The sequence below is a fragment of the Rhizobium fabae genome (assembly GCF_003985135.1).
Taxonomy (GTDB): domain Bacteria; phylum Pseudomonadota; class Alphaproteobacteria; order Rhizobiales; family Rhizobiaceae; genus Rhizobium; species Rhizobium pisi.
Map to the genome: position 1 here is coordinate 60,109 of NZ_ML133655.1, position 18,054 is coordinate 78,162.

The 18,054-nt window shown below is 60.7% G+C and carries 18 protein-coding genes and 1 tRNA gene; 8 read left to right on the plus strand and 11 right to left on the minus strand.

Annotated features, from left to right (window positions below; genetic code table 11):
* Positions 1-5 precede the first annotated feature (5 nt).
* From EFB14_RS22245 to EFB14_RS22260, 4 genes are all read right to left on the minus strand, one after another.
* Positions 6-1,109: an ABC transporter permease gene (locus EFB14_RS22245; RefSeq protein WP_126828907.1), complete on the minus strand. Its 1,104-nt coding sequence runs from the start codon at positions 1,107-1,109 to the stop codon at positions 6-8.
* A 7-nt stretch (positions 1,110-1,116) separates the two neighbouring features.
* On the minus strand, positions 1,117-2,628 hold the full coding sequence (locus EFB14_RS22250; protein WP_126828908.1) for an ABC transporter ATP-binding protein: 1,512 nt from the start codon (positions 2,626-2,628) through the stop codon (positions 1,117-1,119).
* Between the two features lie 88 nt (positions 2,629-2,716).
* A complete protein-coding gene (locus tag EFB14_RS22255; RefSeq protein ID WP_126828909.1) occupies positions 2,717-3,709 on the minus strand; it encodes a BMP family lipoprotein in 993 nt (330 codons plus the stop codon).
* A 307-nt stretch (positions 3,710-4,016) separates the two neighbouring features.
* The gene (locus EFB14_RS22260; RefSeq protein WP_126828910.1) at positions 4,017-4,334 is read right to left on the minus strand and encodes a hypothetical protein; all 318 of its coding nucleotides are present in this window, start codon (positions 4,332-4,334) and stop codon (positions 4,017-4,019) included.
* 228 nt (positions 4,335-4,562) lie between these two features.
* Here EFB14_RS22260 and EFB14_RS22265 point away from each other — a divergent pair.
* The 6 genes from EFB14_RS22265 (at position 4,563) to EFB14_RS22290 (ending at position 7,516) form a co-directional block, all read left to right on the plus strand.
* Positions 4,563-4,652 (plus strand) — tRNA-Ser (locus EFB14_RS22265).
* Positions 4,653-4,777: 125 nt separating this feature from the next.
* A complete protein-coding gene (locus tag EFB14_RS22270; RefSeq protein ID WP_126829037.1) occupies positions 4,778-5,473 on the plus strand; it encodes a helix-turn-helix transcriptional regulator in 696 nt (231 codons plus the stop codon).
* A gap of 67 nt (positions 5,474-5,540) precedes the next feature.
* Positions 5,541-5,915, plus strand: coding sequence for a VOC family protein (locus EFB14_RS22275; RefSeq protein ID WP_126828911.1), 375 nt, complete (start codon positions 5,541-5,543; stop codon positions 5,913-5,915).
* Positions 5,916-5,917: 2 nt separating this feature from the next.
* On the plus strand, positions 5,918-6,409 hold the full coding sequence (locus tag EFB14_RS22280) for an EVE domain-containing protein (protein ID WP_126828912.1): 492 nt from the start codon (positions 5,918-5,920) through the stop codon (positions 6,407-6,409).
* Positions 6,410-6,681: 272 nt separating this feature from the next.
* Complete coding sequence (locus EFB14_RS22285) at positions 6,682-6,891, plus strand: KTSC domain-containing protein (RefSeq protein ID WP_064693370.1); 210 nt, start codon at positions 6,682-6,684, stop codon at positions 6,889-6,891.
* A 385-nt stretch (positions 6,892-7,276) separates the two neighbouring features.
* On the plus strand, positions 7,277-7,516 hold the full coding sequence (locus EFB14_RS22290) for a CrpP-related protein (protein WP_125846772.1): 240 nt from the start codon (positions 7,277-7,279) through the stop codon (positions 7,514-7,516).
* On the opposite strand, the gene pncB is transcribed toward EFB14_RS22290, so the two are convergent.
* The 7 genes from pncB to EFB14_RS22325 all read right to left on the minus strand — a co-directional run bounded on the left by pncB (position 7,498) and on the right by EFB14_RS22325 (position 16,264).
* A complete protein-coding gene (gene pncB, locus EFB14_RS22295) occupies positions 7,498-8,802 on the minus strand; it encodes a nicotinate phosphoribosyltransferase (RefSeq protein ID WP_125846654.1) in 1,305 nt (434 codons plus the stop codon). The genes EFB14_RS22290 and pncB overlap by 19 nt on opposite strands.
* 185 nt (positions 8,803-8,987) lie before the next feature.
* Positions 8,988-9,353: a hypothetical protein gene (locus EFB14_RS22300; RefSeq protein WP_183604897.1), complete on the minus strand. Its 366-nt coding sequence runs from the start codon at positions 9,351-9,353 to the stop codon at positions 8,988-8,990.
* An 89-nt stretch (positions 9,354-9,442) separates the two neighbouring features.
* Positions 9,443-10,402, minus strand: coding sequence for a 2-hydroxyacid dehydrogenase (locus EFB14_RS22305; protein ID WP_126828913.1), 960 nt, complete (start codon positions 10,400-10,402; stop codon positions 9,443-9,445).
* 8 nt (positions 10,403-10,410) lie between these two features.
* Positions 10,411-12,048 (minus strand): ABC transporter ATP-binding protein, encoded by a 1,638-nt coding sequence (locus EFB14_RS22310; RefSeq protein ID WP_126828914.1) that lies wholly within the window; start codon positions 12,046-12,048, stop codon positions 10,411-10,413.
* Positions 12,045-13,193 (minus strand): ABC transporter permease, encoded by a 1,149-nt coding sequence (locus tag EFB14_RS22315; protein ID WP_125846658.1) that lies wholly within the window; start codon positions 13,191-13,193, stop codon positions 12,045-12,047. Before EFB14_RS22315 ends, EFB14_RS22310 begins: the two co-directional genes overlap by 4 nt.
* The gene (locus EFB14_RS22320; RefSeq protein WP_125846659.1) at positions 13,193-14,281 is read right to left on the minus strand and encodes a microcin C ABC transporter permease YejB; all 1,089 of its coding nucleotides are present in this window, start codon (positions 14,279-14,281) and stop codon (positions 13,193-13,195) included. The genes EFB14_RS22315 and EFB14_RS22320 overlap by 1 nt, the downstream gene beginning before the upstream one ends.
* Positions 14,282-14,431: 150 nt before the next feature.
* Positions 14,432-16,264 (minus strand): extracellular solute-binding protein, encoded by a 1,833-nt coding sequence (locus EFB14_RS22325; protein WP_126828915.1) that lies wholly within the window; start codon positions 16,262-16,264, stop codon positions 14,432-14,434.
* A gap of 229 nt (positions 16,265-16,493) precedes the next feature.
* On the opposite strand from EFB14_RS22325, the gene mepA reads away from it, so the two are divergent.
* Together mepA and EFB14_RS22335 are read left to right on the plus strand one after the other, a co-directional pair.
* Complete coding sequence (gene mepA, locus EFB14_RS22330; RefSeq protein WP_126828916.1) at positions 16,494-17,570, plus strand: penicillin-insensitive murein endopeptidase; 1,077 nt, start codon at positions 16,494-16,496, stop codon at positions 17,568-17,570.
* 92 nt (positions 17,571-17,662) lie between these two features.
* Positions 17,663-18,043: a methylglyoxal synthase gene (locus EFB14_RS22335; protein WP_008536683.1), complete on the plus strand. Its 381-nt coding sequence runs from the start codon at positions 17,663-17,665 to the stop codon at positions 18,041-18,043.
* Positions 18,044-18,054: the final 11 nt, after the last annotated feature.

Consider the following 18,054-nt stretch of genomic DNA (forward strand, 5'->3'; position numbering starts at 1 on the left):
GCTCCTCACGCTCGCACGAACTGTTGATAGAGGTGCACCATCGCCGGCCGGAACATATATTCCAGCGCACCGGCGAACAGGATCACCAAGCCCTGGATGACGAGGATCATTTCGCGGGTGATATTAGGCATCTCAAAGGAGATCCAGTCGCCGCCCTGATAGAGAATGCCGAAAAGGATTGCCGCGAAGATGATGCCGAGCGGATGATTGCGGCCCATCAGCGATACGGCGATACCGACGAAGCCGGCGCCACCGACGAACTCCACCTGAAGACGGGCGGACGAGCCCATGACGGGGTTCAGCGCCATCATGCCGGCCAGTGCGCCGGAAAGCAGCATGGCGATGATGACGATACGCGCATAGGGAATGCCGGCATAGGCCGCAGCCGTCGAGCTAACCCCCAGCGTGCGCATCTCGAAGCCGAGCTTGGTGCGCCAGATGAGGATCCAGACAAACCAGGCGGCAAAAAGGGCGATGATGAAGGAGACGTTGAAGGGTGCTGCACCCAGCTTGGCTCCGAAGATGCTCATGATCCAGCCAAGCTTCGGAAGCTGACCGCCCTCGAGGAAGGTGCGGGTTTCGGGCGCCATCTTGCCCGGCACGATCAGCACGTGCACCAGCAGATAGACCATGAGGGCAGCTGCAATGTAGTTGAACATGATCGTCGTGATGACGATGTGGCTGCCGCGCTTGGCCTGGAGGAAAGCCGGAATGAAGGCCCAAGCTGCGCCAAAGATACCAGCGCCTATGACGGCGATCGGCATCGTCACATACCAGGGCATGTAGTTGTCGAGCGCCAGCGCAACGAGCGCGCAGCCGAGGCCGCCAACATAGGCCTGGCCTTCCGAGCCGATGTTGAAGAGGCCGGCATGGATGGCAACGGCTACGGACAGACCGGTGAATATGAAACTCGTTGCATAGTAAAGTGTGAAGCCTAGGCCCTCGCCGCTGCCGAAGGCGCCCTCGATCAGCAGCGAGAGAGCGGCAAGCGGGCTTTCGCCGATCAGCCAGACGACGAAGCCTGATATCAGGAAGGCGACGATGAGGTTCAAAAGCGGGATCAGGCCGTAGTTGATCCAGTTTGGTAGCGGAACGGAAGCGGTGCTCATAAAGGCCTCACGCGGCAATGCCGGCCATCATCAGGCCGAGGGTCTGTTCACCGGCATCGGGCGTCTTCTCGCCGACGACATGGCCGGCGAACATGACAAGGATACGGTCTGAAAGGGCGCGGATCTCATCGAGTTCGACGGAGACGAGCAGGATAGCCTTGCCCGCATCGCGCATTTCGATGATCCGGCGGTGGATGAATTCGATGGCGCCGATATCGACGCCGCGTGTCGGCTGGCCGATGATCAGCATCTTCGGATCGCGTTCGATCTCGCGGGCGACGACGATTTTCTGCTGGTTGCCGCCGGAGAAATTCGCGGTCTTCAGCCGCGGGTTCGGCGGGCGGATGTCGTATTTTTCGATCTTCTCCATGGCATCCTTGCGGATCGCGTCGAGATCGAGCAGGGGGCCGCGGCTATAGCCTGGACGGCGATGGTAGCCGAGGACCGAATTTTCATATTCTTCGAACTTCAAGACCAGGCCCATGTGGTGGCGGTCTTCGGGAATATGGGCGAGGCCGAGATCGCGCAGGCGAGCGGGATCGGCCTTGTCGATCGTCTGACCGTCGAGAAGGATCTCGCCGGAGGTGGGCTTGCGAATGCCGGCGATTGCCTCCAGCAACTCGGACTGGCCGTTGCCGGCAACACCAGCGATGCCGACGATCTCGCCGGCGCGGACGTCGAAGGAGACGTTGTCGACCATGGTGACGCCGCGATTGTCCTTGACCGTGAGGTTGCGGACGGAGAGCACAGCGGCACCCGGCTTCGCCTCGCCCTTCTGCACACGCAGCAGAACGCGGCGGCCGACCATCAGCTCGGCGAGCTCCTCCACGGTCGTTTCCGCCGTCTTGCGGGTCGCGACCATTTCGCCGCGGCGCATGACGGAGACCGTATCGGTAATCGCCATGATCTCGCGCAGCTTATGGGTGATGAGGATGATCGTCTTGCCCTGGTCGCGCAGCACCTTGAGAATGCGAAAGAGGTGATCGGCCTCCGCCGGCGTCAGCACGCCTGTGGGCTCGTCGAGGATCAGGATCTCGGCGCCGCGATACATGGCCTTGAGGATTTCGACGCGTTGCTGCAGGCCGACCGGAAGCTCTTCGATGAGCGTATCGGGATCAACCTCGAGGCCATATTCCGTTTCCAGCCGTTTGAGTTCGGCGCGAGCCGATGCGACGCCCCTCGCCAGCAGCATGCCGCCTTCGGCGCCGAGCATGATGTTCTCGAGCACCGTGAAATTATCGACCAGCATGAAATGCTGGTGCACCATGCCGATGCCGACAGCGATCGCCGCCTGGCTGTCACGGATGGTAACAGGGCTGCCGTTAACGCGGATCTCGCCGCTATCGGCATGGTAAAAACCGTAGATGATCGACATCAGGGTCGATTTGCCGGCACCGTTTTCACCGATGATGCCGTGGATCGTCCCCTTGGCAACGGTGAGGTTGATGTCCTTGTTGGCATGGACGGCACCGAATTTCTTATCGATGCCGACAAGCTCGATAGCGGGCTTATCTGTCACTGCAGGCTCCAAATAAGAAAAGGGCGTATGGCGAAAATCCCCTCCGCCATACGCCCGATCTCAATCGTCGATCACTTTCGGGCGCGGATCACTTCGGGCAAGCGTTGTCCGAGGTGTAATCGTGAACCTTGATGGTTCCCGCGATGATGTCGGCCTTGGCCTTGTCGACGGCGGCCTGCATTTCGGGGGTGATCAGCGACTTGTTGTTGTCGTCCATCGCAGCGCCGACGCCGTCTTCCTTGACGCCGAGCGCCTGGACGCCGTCGGTGAACTTGTCGTTCTTGGTGTCGGTATAGGCGTTGTAGACGGCGAGATCGACGCGCTTGACCATGGAGGTCAGGACCGAGCCCGGGTGCAGATGGTTCTGGTTGGAGTCGACGCCGATCGAAAGCTTCTTGTTGTCGGCCGCAGTCTGGAGAACGCCGAGACCGGTCGCGCCGGCTGCCGCGTAAATGACGTCGGCGCCCTGGTCGATCTGGTTCTTGGTCAGCTCACCGCCGCGAACCGGGTCGTTCCAGGCCGCACCGGTGGTGCCGGTCATGTTCTGGAAGACTTCGATACTGGCCTTGGCAGCGCGCGCGCCCTGCTCGTAGCCGCACTCGAACTTGCGGATCAGCGGAATGTCCATGCCGCCGACGAAACCGACCTTGCCGGTCTTGGAGGCCATGCCGGCGAGAACGCCGACGAGGTAGGAGCCTTCTTCTTCCTTGTAGACGACGGAGCGGACGTTCGGCTTGTCGACGACGGAGTCAACGATGATGAATTTGGTATCGGGGAATTCGGCTGCGACCTTCTCGATGGCCGAGGTCCAGGCGAAGGAAACGGCAACCACGGGATTGAAACCGCGGCTTGCGAAGTTGCGGATGGCCTGTTCACCCTGGGTGTCGCCGGTCGGCTCGAAGTCGCGATAGGCGATGCCGGTCTCGGCCTTGAACTTTTCCGCGCCGTTGTAGGCCGCTTCGTTAAAGGACTTATCGAACTTCCCGCCAGTGCCGTAAACCAGCGCCGGCTTGACATCGGCGGCAAGCGCCGTCGTCGACATGGCAGCCATGGCAAGGAGGGTAAGAAGGGATTTTTTCATGAGTTGCAGCCCTGTTGTTGCTATTTGTTAGGGGTCCTCCCGCAAGCCCTTTTCGGACATGTCTGCGGAACCACCGACCTCCCCCCGGAGGCCTGGCTGCGCGCATCCTTGCATGGCTCACGGAAAAATTCACCAGAAATTTTTCGGTTGGTAAAGATTTGCAGAGATTGCCGAAAATCAACTCTTTCGGCCTGATCTTTGGACATTTCCTCCGCCTGGATGCGGATTTTCTAGCCAGTTTGGCGGAAAATGCAGAGCGCACGGAAGCGGCGGCAGCCACCCGGATCGCGCCGGCAAAACCGTCTTTCTATGCTGTGAAACGGCCGGCTACCGGCGGCTTCTTGTAGCCGATCATCCAGAGCAGCAGCGCGATCACCAGGAAAACGGCAAAGGCCGGCTGGAGCATCAGCCACTGGAAGATGAAGGTGTAGAAACGCGGATGGACATAGTAGGAAAGGGAGGATTGCAGCGAGGTCAGCGTCGCCGGGCTCACATCCTGCCAGGCATCGGAAATCGGCGTCATCACCACGGCGGAGGCCGCAACCGACTGTATCGAATCGATGGTCCCGGCAATAACGGCCGCCGCAAGCGCGACAAGACTCGCCAGACGCAACAGGAAACGCATCAATTCCTCCGACGCTCGATATGCCGGACAATTCCGGCCGGCCGCGCCATTCTCCACCTTGAGAATTACATAATCGTCGATGAGGTGAAGCACAATGGGATGGGCCGAGGGGAGTTTTATCGGAAGAAGTCAAAAAACTGTTAGATTTGGGTTGATCGGCGAAAATTCATCGGTATATATCGCGCCGTTCCGACGATTTGCTCCTATCCGGGCGCGAACGCCAAAAAAGGACAGGTGGCCGAGTGGTTTAAGGCGCACGCCTGGAACGCGTGTGTACGTGAAAGCGTACCGTGGGTTCGAATCCCACCCTGTCCGCCATTTCAGTTGATTCTCGCCAGAGCGAGATAACAACGCAAACCCCGCCGATTGCCGCACGGTTGCGGTCACACCAAATTCCGCGCTGCCACTATTTAGCAGTGGCAAGCAGATATAAGCTTGCCTGCATGTCCCGTTCCGAACGCCTCTTCGACCTTCTTCAGGCGCTGCGCCGCCACCGCCGGCCGGTGAGCGGCAAGTTGCTGGCCGACGAAATCAGCGTCAGCATTCGCACGCTCTATCGGGATATCGCCAGTCTTCAGGCGCAGGGCGCAACCATCGAGGGCGAACCGGGCGTCGGCTATATCTTGAAGCCGGGGTTCCTTCTGCCGCCGCTCATGTTTCCGCCGGAGGAGATCGAAGCGCTCGTGCTGGGTTCCCGATGGGTGGCGGACCGGGCGGACGGTCGCTTGAGCGATGCGGCGCGAAGCGCGCTGGCACGCATCGCTGCCGTGCTGCCATCTGATCTGCGCGACGAACTGGACGCTTCGGCCCTTTTGATCGGGCCGGGTGTCAAAATCCCCGCCGACGCGTTCGATCCGGCGCTTTTGCGCAAGGCGATCCGCACCGAACGAAAACTGTCCTTGTCCTATCGCGATGGAGCAGGCGCAGGGTCGGAGCGTGTGGTCTGGCCCTTCGCACTCGCCTTCTTCGATCAGGTACGCGTGCTGCTCGGCTGGTGCGAACTGCGCCAGGACTTTCGCTCTTTCCGCACGGACCGGATCGCCGACGTGCAGGTGCTCGACACGCGCTATCCCAAGCGTCGACAGGCATTGCTCAAACAGTGGCGGGACATGCAGGGAATTTCCGGTGGGAACGCATGATACTGCCAGAAACTGGCAGTGTCTCATCATAGGGTCATACCAGTCCAACAAACGACTGGAGCCTCTTGTGACCGATACCAACAACATTCTTCTCTATGTGACGAACCCCACCGCCAGCGCGCAATTTTATGCAGGGCTTTTCGGGAGCAAGCCGGTAGAGGTGAGCCCGACTTTCGTTCTGTTCGTTCTTCCATCCGGTCTCGCCTTGGGGCTGTGGGACAAGACGGGCGTGGAGCCTGCACCCACGACCTCCGGCGGCGGCTGCGAGATCGGCTTCAAGGTGAAGGGCCGCGATGCCGTCGATGCCACTCATGCGGAGTGGCGGGCGAAGGGGGCCACCATCGCCCTGCCGCCGACCGAACTTGATTTCGGCCGGAGCTTCGTCGCGGTCGATCCCGACGGACATCGTCTGCGTGTCTACGCCCTGACCGAGGAGATGTGAGCATGGCGCACGCCTGGATCGCCGTTGCCTCGGCGGAGCATGTCCGGATCGGTCGCCGCGCCGGCTTTATGCAGGTTTGTCACGGAAAGGCTGCACCGCTCAGGCGGATCAGGCCGGGCGACCGGGTGATTTATTATTCCCCGACTGTGACTTTTGGCGGCAAAGACCGTCTGCAGGCCTTTACCGCGATCGGCATGGCGCGCGATGTATCGCCCTATCAGGTGGAGATGGAAACCGGGTTCAGGCCCTGGCGGCGGGACGTCGATTGGCAGCCCGCCGAGGAAACCCCGATCCGACCTTTGCTGGGGCGGCTCTCCTTCACGCAGGCCGGCACCAATTGGGGCTATCAACTCCGCTTCGGCCTGTTCGGCATCGACGAAAGGGATGCCGACATGATTGCAGAGATGATGCAAACGCGCCGGGACAGCATCCCAAATATTGCCCCCTCGCAAAGGGCCACGGCCGAAATGAGCTTACATCAGACGATGTATTGAAATTACTCGAGCCAAGCGTTCGCCCATCGTCCTGAGCAGAGCGAAAGGGAATGGCGCCCCGCCGAAAGCGGAGGGCCCTTGGGGAAGATATCGCCATCGAAATATAAGGCTGTCAAATGCGGGGCGGGTTATCAATGTGCCGAGGAACCAAGAATATGTCGAAGGCTGACAGCGCATCGCAAGATTCCTGAATTTTTACCATGCGGCTTCACCGCGTCTTTGCACGTTTGGGTTTACCTTCTGCCAAATTCAAAAAAACAGAGGTAAAACAGGTGGAAGAACTTTCGGTAAAGTCGAAGATCATCAAATCCGTCTATTTCAGCCAGGAAGACGGGCGGCTCAGGATTTGTTTCAAGAACGGCGAGGAACGTCTGTTCGAAGGCGTTCCCTCCTCGGAAGCCCGTGCGATGACGGCAGCGCCGTCTCCCGGCCATTACTATCTCGACCGGATCAGAACGCGGTTTCGCAGACTGGCTGCCTAAATTCGAGAGGATGCCCGCCGGTCTGTGCTGAGGGGTTGAACTGGATTGAGACGAGGCCGGTGGATATTAACCTCCGGTTAACTCTCGCGTTCATAACAGTTGGATCGGCACGAGCGGAAAGCGGCAATTTGTCGGCGCTGCCGCCTTTCAAAAGATTCGGTCAGCCGGGAGGCTTGGCGGCGGACCCCAGCCAGGAAGCCAAGCCTCCCCGTCACGCCATTTCATTGATCGCGATCGAATGGCCCGAGCCGGTTCGGCTGAGCTCATCCCCGAAATAGCGAATTGGGGCTAATCCTGTGAAAAACCGGAACAGTCACATCCGGACTCGACAATGCTTCATTAGCATGATTGCATAAACCCCATGGAACGGGAGACCGGGGTGATGATGTTCGAGACTCTGCTTGAGATGCAGGAGCGCGGCGTGCGCGACCGTGCCCTTGGCCGCAGCCTGGCCGACAATCCGATGTCGAAGCCGGATGTTTTGCCGATCACCGATCTGCAGGAATGGTATTCGATGTTCGACGCCTGGCGCTTCGGCTGGTCCATCGAAGATGCGATGGCTGGTCATGCCGATGCACCGCGGGATGGCGCCGTGCCGTCCCGGACTTACACCAGGACGGTCTGATCGACCCTGTCCTCTGTGCCGAAGAATTTCAAGTAACGTTCGACCTCCGCCGGCTCTCCGGTTGCCTTCTGCGGGTTGTCGGAGAGTTTTACCGCCGGGCGGCCGTTGGCGTCGCTGACCTTGCAGACGACGGAGATCGGGTTGAGGCCTGATATTTCGGTGGGCGCGCAGCCGGCAAAATCATTGGTCAGGTTCGTGCCCCAGCCGAAGCTCATGCGCACGCGGCCTTCGAAATGTCGGTAGGTATCGATGATGGCATCGACATCGAGGCCATCGGAGAAGATCAAGAGCTTCTGGCGCGGATCGCGGCCCATCTTCTTCCACCAGTCGATGATCTTCTCGCCACCTTCGATCGGCGGGGCGCTGTCCGGGCGGAAGCCGGTCCAGTCGGCAACCCATTCCGGCGCGTCGCGCAGGAAGGCCGCGGTGCCGAAAGCATCCGGCAGGACGATCAGTAGATTGCCGCCATAGAGCTTGTTCCAATCGCGCAGGATCTTGTAGGGCGCGTTGCGCAGCTGCTCGTCGGTTTCCGCTAGGGCGGCGGCCACCATCGGCAACTCGTGGGCGTTGGTGCCTACGGCCTCGAGATCGGAATCCATCGCCAGCAATACATTGCTGGTGCCGGTAAAGGCCGGACCGATACCTTCCTTGAGCGCCTCGACGCACCAGCGCTGCCAGAGGAAGCTATGACGGCGGCGGGTGCCGAAATCCGAGATGCGCAGGCCCGGCAGCTCCTTCAACCGTTCGACCTTCGACCACATCCTCGCCTTGGCGCGGGCATAGAGGACATCGAGGGTGAAGGGGCCGAGAGCCCTCATCGCCGATCGCGAACGCAGCTCGTTGACGATGGCAAGTGCGGGGATCTCCCACATGGTGGTTTCTTTCCAGGATCCATGAAAATCCAGGACATATTGCCCGTCCTTCTTTGACAGCTCGTATTCGGGAAGCTGGAAGTTGGAAAGCCAGGCCAGGAATTCCGGCTCGAAGATCTGCGCGCGGCCGTAGAAACTGTTACCCGCAAGCCAGATCATCTCCTTCTTGGAGAGCCTCAGGGTACGGGCATGGTCTAGCTGTTCGCGCAATTCGCCTTCGTCGATCTCCTCGGCCAGGCGCACGCGCTTGGTCCGGTTGATGAGCGTGAAGGAAGCGTTCACGTCCGGATAGAGCTTCCAGATCATCTGAAGCATCAGGAGCTTATAGAAGTCGGTATCGATCAGACTGCGGACGATCGGGTCGAGTTTCCAAGCGTGATTGTAGACGCGTCTCGCGATATCAGTCTTGGCCATAATTCCTGCCCCCGTCCACTCCGGTCAGGCGCTGCCAAGTTCTCATGGGCTGCTAAGCTCCGGCCGGGCGCACGAAACCGGCTCGTGCGCCTTCTTATCGAAAAATCGGCAGAGAAAGTCCAGACAAAACAATAAACATCCCGCCGCAGCACTGCGGCGGGATGCGAGAGCTCTCACTCGAACGCCTATTGGGCCGGTGCTGGCTGTTGGGCTGGTGTTGCGGGCGCGACACCAGAAGAGGGCGGTGTCGTGTTCTCAGTCTCGGTCGGAATTGTTTTGCCGTTCTGCAGCGTCGGCGCAGGCGCCGCGTCAGGCTGCTGCGACTGGAGTTGCTGCCCTGGCTGTTGCGGCGCCACCTGGTTCGCCTCACGCTTGCCCCAGATCTCGACCGGTATCCACACCAAGAAAGCAAGCACCAGAGCGGCGAGCAGCACTATCAGGATGCGATATCCCATCCGCCCCTGCCTTGCCTTCACCGGCGGGATCTGTTCTTCCCGGTGAAGCTTGCCATCGGACTTTTCCCAGCGTGTTTCCGTCTGATGCGCCATCATCGTCTCCTTCCGCTGTCCTGGCGGCCGATCCGGCCGCAAAAACTCCACAGAGGAAACGGGTGGTCGTCTGGAAGGTTCCTGGAAAGGGCCTAATAGCCGGCCGCGCGGTCGACCACGAATTGCAGCGGCTCGCCGCGCTCGAAGCGGGCAATCTGTGCCTCAACGTGACGGAACAACGCGTTTTCTTCGGAGACGGCCGCGTCGTGTGGCGTGATGAAGACGTTCTCCAAGCCCCATAACGGATTGTCGGCGGCAAGCGGCTCCGTTTCGAAGACATCGAGGGAAGCGCCGCCAAGGGTGCCCTCACGGATCGCGGAAACGATATCGGCCTCCACCTGGCTCTTACCACGGCCGGCATTGATGAAGACCGACCGCCCGAGCGCACCATCGCGGCGGAGCTTCTTGAAGAGCCCGCCATCATAGAAACCTGTCGTCTCCGCAGTCAGCGGCAGCAGGCCGACGAGGATATCGGTCCTTGCCAGGAAGCTGTCGAGTTCGCTTGCGTCGAAGGTTTCGACGCCGTCGATGTGCTTGCGGCTGCGTGACCAGCCGATGACGTCGAAACCCATCACTTTCAGCTTGGCGACCGCATCCTGACCGAGAATGCCGAGGCCCATGACGCCAACCGTGACCTCCGCTGCCTCCGGCGCGTCGAGCTTGGCCCATTGGCGCTGCCGCTGGCTGATGTCATGGGCGTATTGCGCGCGCAGATGCATCAGGCATTGCATGACGACCCATTCGCTCATGCGGGTCGTCAGACTGCGGTCGACGAAACGGACGATCGGGATCTCGGGCAGGCCGGCCATGCCGATGATATGATCGACGCCGGCGCCACCGGAAAAGATCGCCTTGAGGTTTGGCGCCCGCTGGAAGAGGTCGGCATCCGGCTTCCAGAGAAGCGCGTATTCGACATCACCGAGATCACGCGCCCGGTTGGCGGGATCGGCGAGATTGATGCTGCCGCGATCGGCAAAGGCCGTCTTCAGCACGCGGGCGACGCCTTCGGGATTGAACTTGATATCGACGAGAACGGGAGGGCGTGCGGACATGGTCTTCTTTACTGCTGCACGGCGGGCGTCGGCACCGCCTCGATGTTGAACGCGGCGGCCATCAGCGCCCTGGTGTAATCGTGCTTCGGCGCACGGAAGATTTCCGACGACGGGCCCTGCTCCACCACCTTGCCGAAACGCATGACGATGACGTCGTTGGCGAGCGCCTTCACCACCTTCAGGTCGTGGCTGATGAAGAGATAGGCGAGATCGTGCTTCTTCTGCAGATCGCGCAGAAGATCGACCACCTGCGCCTGCACGCTCATGTCGAGCGCGGAGGTCGGCTCGTCGAGCATGACGAAGCGCGGCTTCAGCACCATGGCGCGGGCAATGGCGATGCGCTGGCGCTGGCCGCCGGAGAACTCATGCGGATAACGCCAGCGGGTCAAAGGATCGAGACCCACCTCCTCCAGCGCCCAGCAGACGCGCTGGTCGCGCTCCTCGGCGCTCAGGGAACGCTCATGCACCTTCAGCCCTTCGGCGATGATATCGCCGACCGACATGCGAGGGCTTAGCGAGCCGTAGGGATCCTGGAAGACGATCTGCAGCTGGTTGCGTAAGGGCCGCATCTCGCTGAACGAATAGCCGGCGATATCCCTGCCGACAAAAGCGATCCGCCCTTGCGAGGAGATCAGCCGGGTAAGCGCCAGGCCGAGCGTGGTCTTGCCGGAACCGGATTCACCGACAACGCCGAGCGTCTGGCCGGCGCGCAAGGAAAGATCGATGCCGTCGACCGCCTTCACATGATCGACGACGCGGCGCATGAGCCCTGATTTGATCGGGAACCAGACGCGGATATCCGACCCCTCCATCACGATCGGCTTTGACGGATCGGCAAGCGGCGGCTCGCCGCGCGGCTCGGAGGCGAGGAGGTGACGGGTATATTCGTGCTTCGGGTTGGCGAAGACGTCCTCGACGGTTCCGGTTTCGACGATCCGGCCCTTGGTCATGACGCAGACGCGATCGGCGAATTTGCGCACGATGCCGAGATCATGGGTGATGAACAGCAGCGACATGCCGTGCGTGGCCTTCAATTGCCGGAGCAGTTCGAGGATCTGCGCCTGCACGGTGACGTCGAGTGCTGTCGTCGGCTCGTCGGCGATCAGCAGTTCCGGCCGATTGGCGAGCGCCATGGCGATCATGACGCGCTGGCGCTGGCCGCCTGAGAGCTCGTGCGGATAGGCCTTCAACCGTTTCTCCGGCTCGCGGATGCCGACCTGGTTCAACAATTCCAGCACGCGCTGCCGCGCCGGCTGGCCTGACATGCCCTGGTGCAGGGCCAGGATCTCGGCGATCTGCTTCTCGATATTGTGAAGCGGATTGAGCGAGGTCATCGGCTCCTGGAAAATCATGGTGATGTCGTTGCCGCGCACTTCCCGCAACGCCCGCTCCGAGGCTTTCAGGAGATCCTTGCCCTTGAACAGGATTTCACCGGAGGGATGGCTTGCGGAGGGATAAGGCAAAAGCCGCAGGATCGAATTGGCCGAAACCGACTTGCCGGAGCCGGATTCGCCGACGAGCGCCACGACCTCGCCCTTGGCGATATCGAAGGAGATGCGATCGACGGCGAGCGAGGCCTCGCCGCCCTGATGAAAGGCAACCGAGAGATCGCGGACGGAAAGAAGCGGTTCTGTCATATTACTCATTGAAACGTCTTCCTCGGATCGAAGGCGTCGCGCACGGCTTCGCCGATGAAGATCAGCAGGGAAAGCATGATCGACATGGCGAAAAAAGCCGTCAGCCCCAGCCAGGGCGCCTGCAGATTGGTCTTGCCCTGGGCGATCATCTCGCCGAGCGAGGGGGAACCCGGCGGCATGCCGAAGCCGAGAAAGTCAAGCGAGGTCAGCGTCGTGATCGAGCCGGAGAGGATGAAGGGCAGGAAGGTGAGCGTCGCGACCATGGCGTTCGGCAGCAGGTGGCGCCACATGATGGTGCGGTTGTTGACGCCGAGCGCGCGGGCGGCGCGGACGTATTCGAAATTGCGGGCGCGCAGGAACTCGGCGCGCACGACGCCGACGAAGCTGACCCAGGAGAAGAGCAGCATGATGCCGAGCAGCACGAAGAAGCCGGGCGGCAAAATGGCGGCAATGATGAGCAGGATGTAGAGCACCGGCATCGACGACCAGATTTCGATGAAACGCTGCAGCAGCAGGTCGGTCAGCCCGCCGAAATAGCCCTGCACCGCGCCCGCCGTCACGCCTATGACAGCCGAGCAGATGGTGAGCGCCAGGCCGAACAGCACCGATATGCGGAAACCGTAGATGACGCGGGCCAGCACGTCGCGCGCCTGGTCGTCGGTGCCGAGCCAGTTGAGATTGCCGAGGGTGCAGCCGGGATCGTTCACCCCTTGGGGATAACCGGAGCAGCGCTCCTCCTTGGTCATCAGCCAGAAGGGGGCGGTCGGCGCCGAATGCGGAATGTTTGAATTGACCGAGCGGTAGGAATAACGGATCGGCGGCCAGATCATCCAGCCATTGGCATTGATTTCATCCGCGATCACCGAGGAACGGTAGTCGGTTTCGGCGAGGAAGCCGCCGAACTTCTCCTCGGGATAATCGACCAGCACGGGAAACAGGATCTCGCCCTTGTAGGAGGCGACGATCGGCCGGTCGTTCGCGAGGAATTCGGCAAACAGGCTGAGCACGAACAACAGCAGGAACAGCCACAACGACCAGTAACCGCGGCCATTCGCCCGGAAATTCTTCCAGCGGCGGATATTGGTCGGCGAGAGCAGGCCCTTGCGCGGCGGCTTGACGGGAGTTGCAGTGGCGGGATTTGCGGCGGCGTCCATCAGACATCCCTCCGCTCGAAATCGATGCGCGGATCGATCCAGGTGTAGATCAGGTCGGAAATCAGGCTGACGAAGAGGCCGAGCAGCGAGAAGATGTAGAGTGTCGCGAAAACGATCGGGTAATCCCGATTGACGACCGAGAGATAGCCGAGGCGGCCGAGGCCATCCAGCGAGAAGATGTTCTCGATCAGCAGCGACCCGGTGAAGAAGGCGGAAATGAAGGCGCCGGGAAAACCGGCGATGATGATCAGCATGGCATTGCGGAAGACATGACCGTAGAGCACCTGCCGCTCATTCAGGCCCTTGGCCCGGGCTGTGACGACATATTGCTTCTTGATCTCCTCGATGAAGGAATTCTTGGTCAGCAGCGTCGTGGTGGCGAAGGCAGCAAGAGAAAGCGAAATCAGCGGCAGGGTGAGGTGCCAGAAATAGTCGAGCGGCTTCTGCCACCATGCGAGCTGGTCGAAATTGTCGGAAACGAGACCGCGCAACGGAAACCAGTCGTAGAAGGAGCCGCCGGCGAAAAGCACGATCAGCAGGATGCCGAAGAGAAAGCTCGGCACGGCGTAACCGACGACGATGACGCCCGACGTCCAGACGTCGAAGGTCGATCCGTCCTTGACCGCCTTGCGGATGCCGAGCGGAATAGAGATGGCGTAGGAGAAGATCAGGATCCAGATGCCGAGCGAGATCGACACCGGCAGCTTTTCCTTGATGAGTTCGAGCACGGAGGTGTTGCGGAAGAAACTTTCGCCGAAATCGAAGCGGATGTAATTCCACATCATCTCGCCGAAGCGCGTCAGCGGCGGCTTGTCGAAGCCAAACTGCTTTTCGAGCTTGGCGATCAGTTCCGGATCGAGCCCCTGGGCGCCGCGGTATTTGGAGCCTTCGTCACTGCCGCCGCCTCCCAGGAGGTCGCCGCCGCCGGACAGGCGCTGGTCGGCGCTATCGGCCTGGCCGGTCAATTGGGCGATCACCTGCTCGACCGGGCCACCCGGCGCGAACTGAATGACGATGAAGGAAATCGCCATGATGCCGACGATGGTCGGTATCATCAAAAGCAGGCGGCGAATGACATAGGCGCCCATCAGCCTTCAGCCTCCGGAAATGTTCTTCTTGTCTGCCTGCCGTTCAGTCCAATGCCGCTCAATCCGCCAGCCTTCCCTTGCCGGCCCTGCCGGCTTGTCGTGATTCGCTTGTGCCATTTGGAGCCGAGGGCCCCTGCATTGCAAGCCCGCTCATTTTGCCGAGGTGGACCACCAGGCTTCGGGGAAACCCAGGCCGTAAGCCGGGAATTCGGCTGGATGCGTGATCGTGTTCCAATAGGCGATGTTATAAGTATCGCGGTAGAACAGCGGAATGACGTAGTGGTTTGCGAGCAATACCCGATCCATCGCCTTGATCGCCGCAACCTGTTCATCGCGGTTCGGCGCGAAGATGATCATGCGGATGAGCTCATCCACCGCCGGATTGGCGATGCCCGCATAGTTGCGAGAGCCCTGCTGATCAACCGAGCCGGATCCCCAATAGTCGGCCTGCTCGTTGCCAGGGTTCATCGTCTCTGCCCAGACATTCCAGATCATGTCGTAATCGAAGCTGCGTTCGCGATTGACCGCTTGCGAGGCATCGACTGTCCGCACCCGCGCATCTATGCCGATTTTCTTCAGATTGTTGGCATAGGGCACCGCCCAGCGCTCTAGTATGGGGCTCGACAACAGGATCTCGAAACTCATCGGCTGGCCGGTCTTGGTATTGACCATGCGATTGCCCTTGAGGGCCCAGCCGGCTTCCTTCAGCAGGGCAATCGCCTTGCGGAGGTTGTCGCGGCTTTTCTGTGGGTCGCCGCCGACAGGATTGGTATAGGGCGTCGTGAAGACCTCGGGCGGAACCTTATCCTTCATGCCCTGCAGTATTTCAAGTTCACGCCCCTGCGGCAGGCCGGAAGAAGCGAGCTCGGTGTTCCAGAAGTAGCTGTCGATGCGCTTGTAGGTGTTGAAGGCAACCGTGCGATTCAATTCCTCGAAGTCCAAACCGTAGTTCAGTGCCTCGCGGACCCGCTCGTCCTTAAAGAGGTCGCGCCGCATATTGGGCACGAGAGCCTGCATGATACCGGTGGCGCGCAACGGATTTGCAACTTCTTCCTTCTTGATGCGTCCTTCCTTCACAGCAGGGAAATCATATCCCGTTGCCCAGCGGGCGGCCGTTGTCTCTTGCAAATAGTCGCTATTGCCGGCGCGAAACGCTTCGAATTCGACATCCCGATCGCCGAAATAGCTATAGATAACGTTACGGAAATTGTTCTGGCCGACATTCACATTGAGGTCTTTGCCCCAATAGTCATCGCGCAGTTCATAACGGATCGTCGCACCCGGCGCGAAGGCTGCAATCTTATAAGGTCCCGAACCCATCACGGGCTCGAGCGTCGTCTTCGAGATATCGCGCGGTTTGCCGTCCGGTCCCTGCCCCTCCCACCAGTGTTTCGGCACGACCACCAACTGACCGAGAATATTCGGGAGCTCGCGGTTGTTCTTTTCGTCGAAGGTGAAGGTGACGTCGCGATCGCCGGTCTTTTCGGCCTTCACGACGTGGCGATAATAGTTCCCAGTGAGGGGATTGAGTTCCTTTGTCTTATCAAGGCTGAAGATGACGTCCTCGGGCGTTACCGGCTGACCATCCGCCCATTTCGCTTCCTTGCGCAGGCGAAAGCTCGCGCTCGATACGTCAGCGGGAAAGGACAGCCCCTCGGCAAGCAGGCCGTAGGAGACGAGGAGCTCGTCATCGGCCGGTTTCATCAAGGTGTCGTATACGAGCGCGAGGCCGACCGCTATCTGGCCTTTGGCAAGCAGCAGATTGAAGGTGTCGAAGGCGCCGCTTGCGGAAAGGCGCAGATCTCCGCCTTTTGGGGCATCAGGATTGACATAGTCGAAATGAGCGAAACCCGGCTTGTATTTCATCTCGCTGATGACCGAGCTGCCGATCTGAAACGGCTGCTCCTCAGCGATTGCCGTCAATGGCGCCAAAGCACCCGCAAGTGACAGAAACAGGCCAATTTTCGACCACAGAGCCGGCATTCACACTTTCCCCTAGTTATTGATGGATTCGACAATACGAGAAATACCGGCGAAAAACAGGAGAGAGTAGGGTTTTTACCAGGCTCGCAAAGTTTTGACCCGTGGGATTGCTGCGGCGATCCGTCACCATCGCTTCCTGCGTCTGCCCGCCAAAACATCGATTCACCTAAATCGCTTTTCACGATAGGTTCGAACGCAAATCACTTCGGCAGCGATTCAAGGAAATGGCATGGCTTTCGGCTTCGCTCAGGCTTTCAGGACATTCGGCAAACTGGCGCTTGCCGGCGCAATCGGCGTGAGCCTTGCCGCCGGCGACGTCGGCGCGGAGCAGAAGACGCCGAGCCCGGGCAGCGCCAAGGGGCGGTTCGGCGCCGTCGGTCTGCCGACGCAGGGACCGGCGCAGCCGATCGGTTTTTACGCAAAGGGCTGCATGACGGGTGCGGTGGCGCTGCCGACCGACGGGCCGACCTGGCAGGCGATGCGGCTGTCGCGCAACCGCCGCTGGGGCAATCCGGCAATGATCTCACTGCTCGAACGCCTTTCGCAGGATGGGGCCAAATATGCCGGCTGGCCGGGCATTCTCGTCGGCGACATCGCCCAGCCGCGCGGCGGCCCGATGTTCAACGGCCATGCCTCGCACCAGATCGGCCTCGATGCCGACGTCTGGTTTACGCCGATGCCCGCGCGCCGCATGACGGCGGAGGAGCGCGAGGACATGCCCTTCACCACCATGCTGCAGAAGGATAAATTCCTGACCGTCGATCCCAGAGTCTGGACGCAGTCGCGGGCGCGGCTCCTGATGCTGGCGGCAAGCTATCCCGAGGTGGAGCGCATCTTCGTCAACCCCGCGATCAAGAAGAAGATGTGCGACACCTGGACAGGCGATCGCACCAATCTCGGCAAGCTCCGGCCGGAATACGGTCATGACTCGCATTTCCACATCCGTATCAAATGCCCGCCCGGCGCTTCGGGATGTACGCCGCAGGCCCCTGTTGCCGCAGGCGACGGATGCGACAAGTCGCTCGCCTGGTGGTTCACGCCGGCGCCCTGGGCGCCGCCGAAACCGCCCAAACCCGGCGCCAAGCCGCCGAAGCCGCCACGCGAGATGATGGTCTCCGACCTGCCGAAGGCCTGCGCCGCCGTGCTCGACGCCGCTCCCGTCACCTCGATGCAGGCCGCCACCTATGGCGGGGCTTCCGCCGCAAGCGCGCTCACTGCTGTTCCCGCTGCAGAACCGGCCGCCGAGACCGACGGGGCGCTGCCTGATCTCGGCCCGGTTCCGAACGACAAGCCGGCGATACAGTGACCGAGGCCCTGGATTGCACTGTCTTTCAAATCGCAAATTCTTGGTATAGAAGCGGTCAAATCGATTGAATTGTTGGGGTGGAGATTGGGTTCATGGCCGGCGGCAAATGCCTTGCTTTGATTGCGCATGACCAGAAAAAGGACGATATGGCGGAATTCGCCCGCGCCAACAGGGACATTCTCTCCCGCTGGAAGATCGTCGCCACCGGCACAACAGGCGGGCGCGTGCTCGACGCCGCCCCCGATCTCGATGTCACCAGGTTGAAAAGCGGGCCGCTCGGCGGCGACCAGCAGATCGGCGCGCTGATCTCGACCGGCGAGGTCGACGCCCTGATTTTCTTTGTCGACCCGCTGACGCCGATGCCGCATGATGTCGACGTGAAGGCGCTGATGCGGCTGGCGATCGTCTACGACATTCCGATGGCGCTCAACCACGCGACCGCTATAAAGCTCCTTCCCACACTCGAAGCCTGATCAGCACGGAA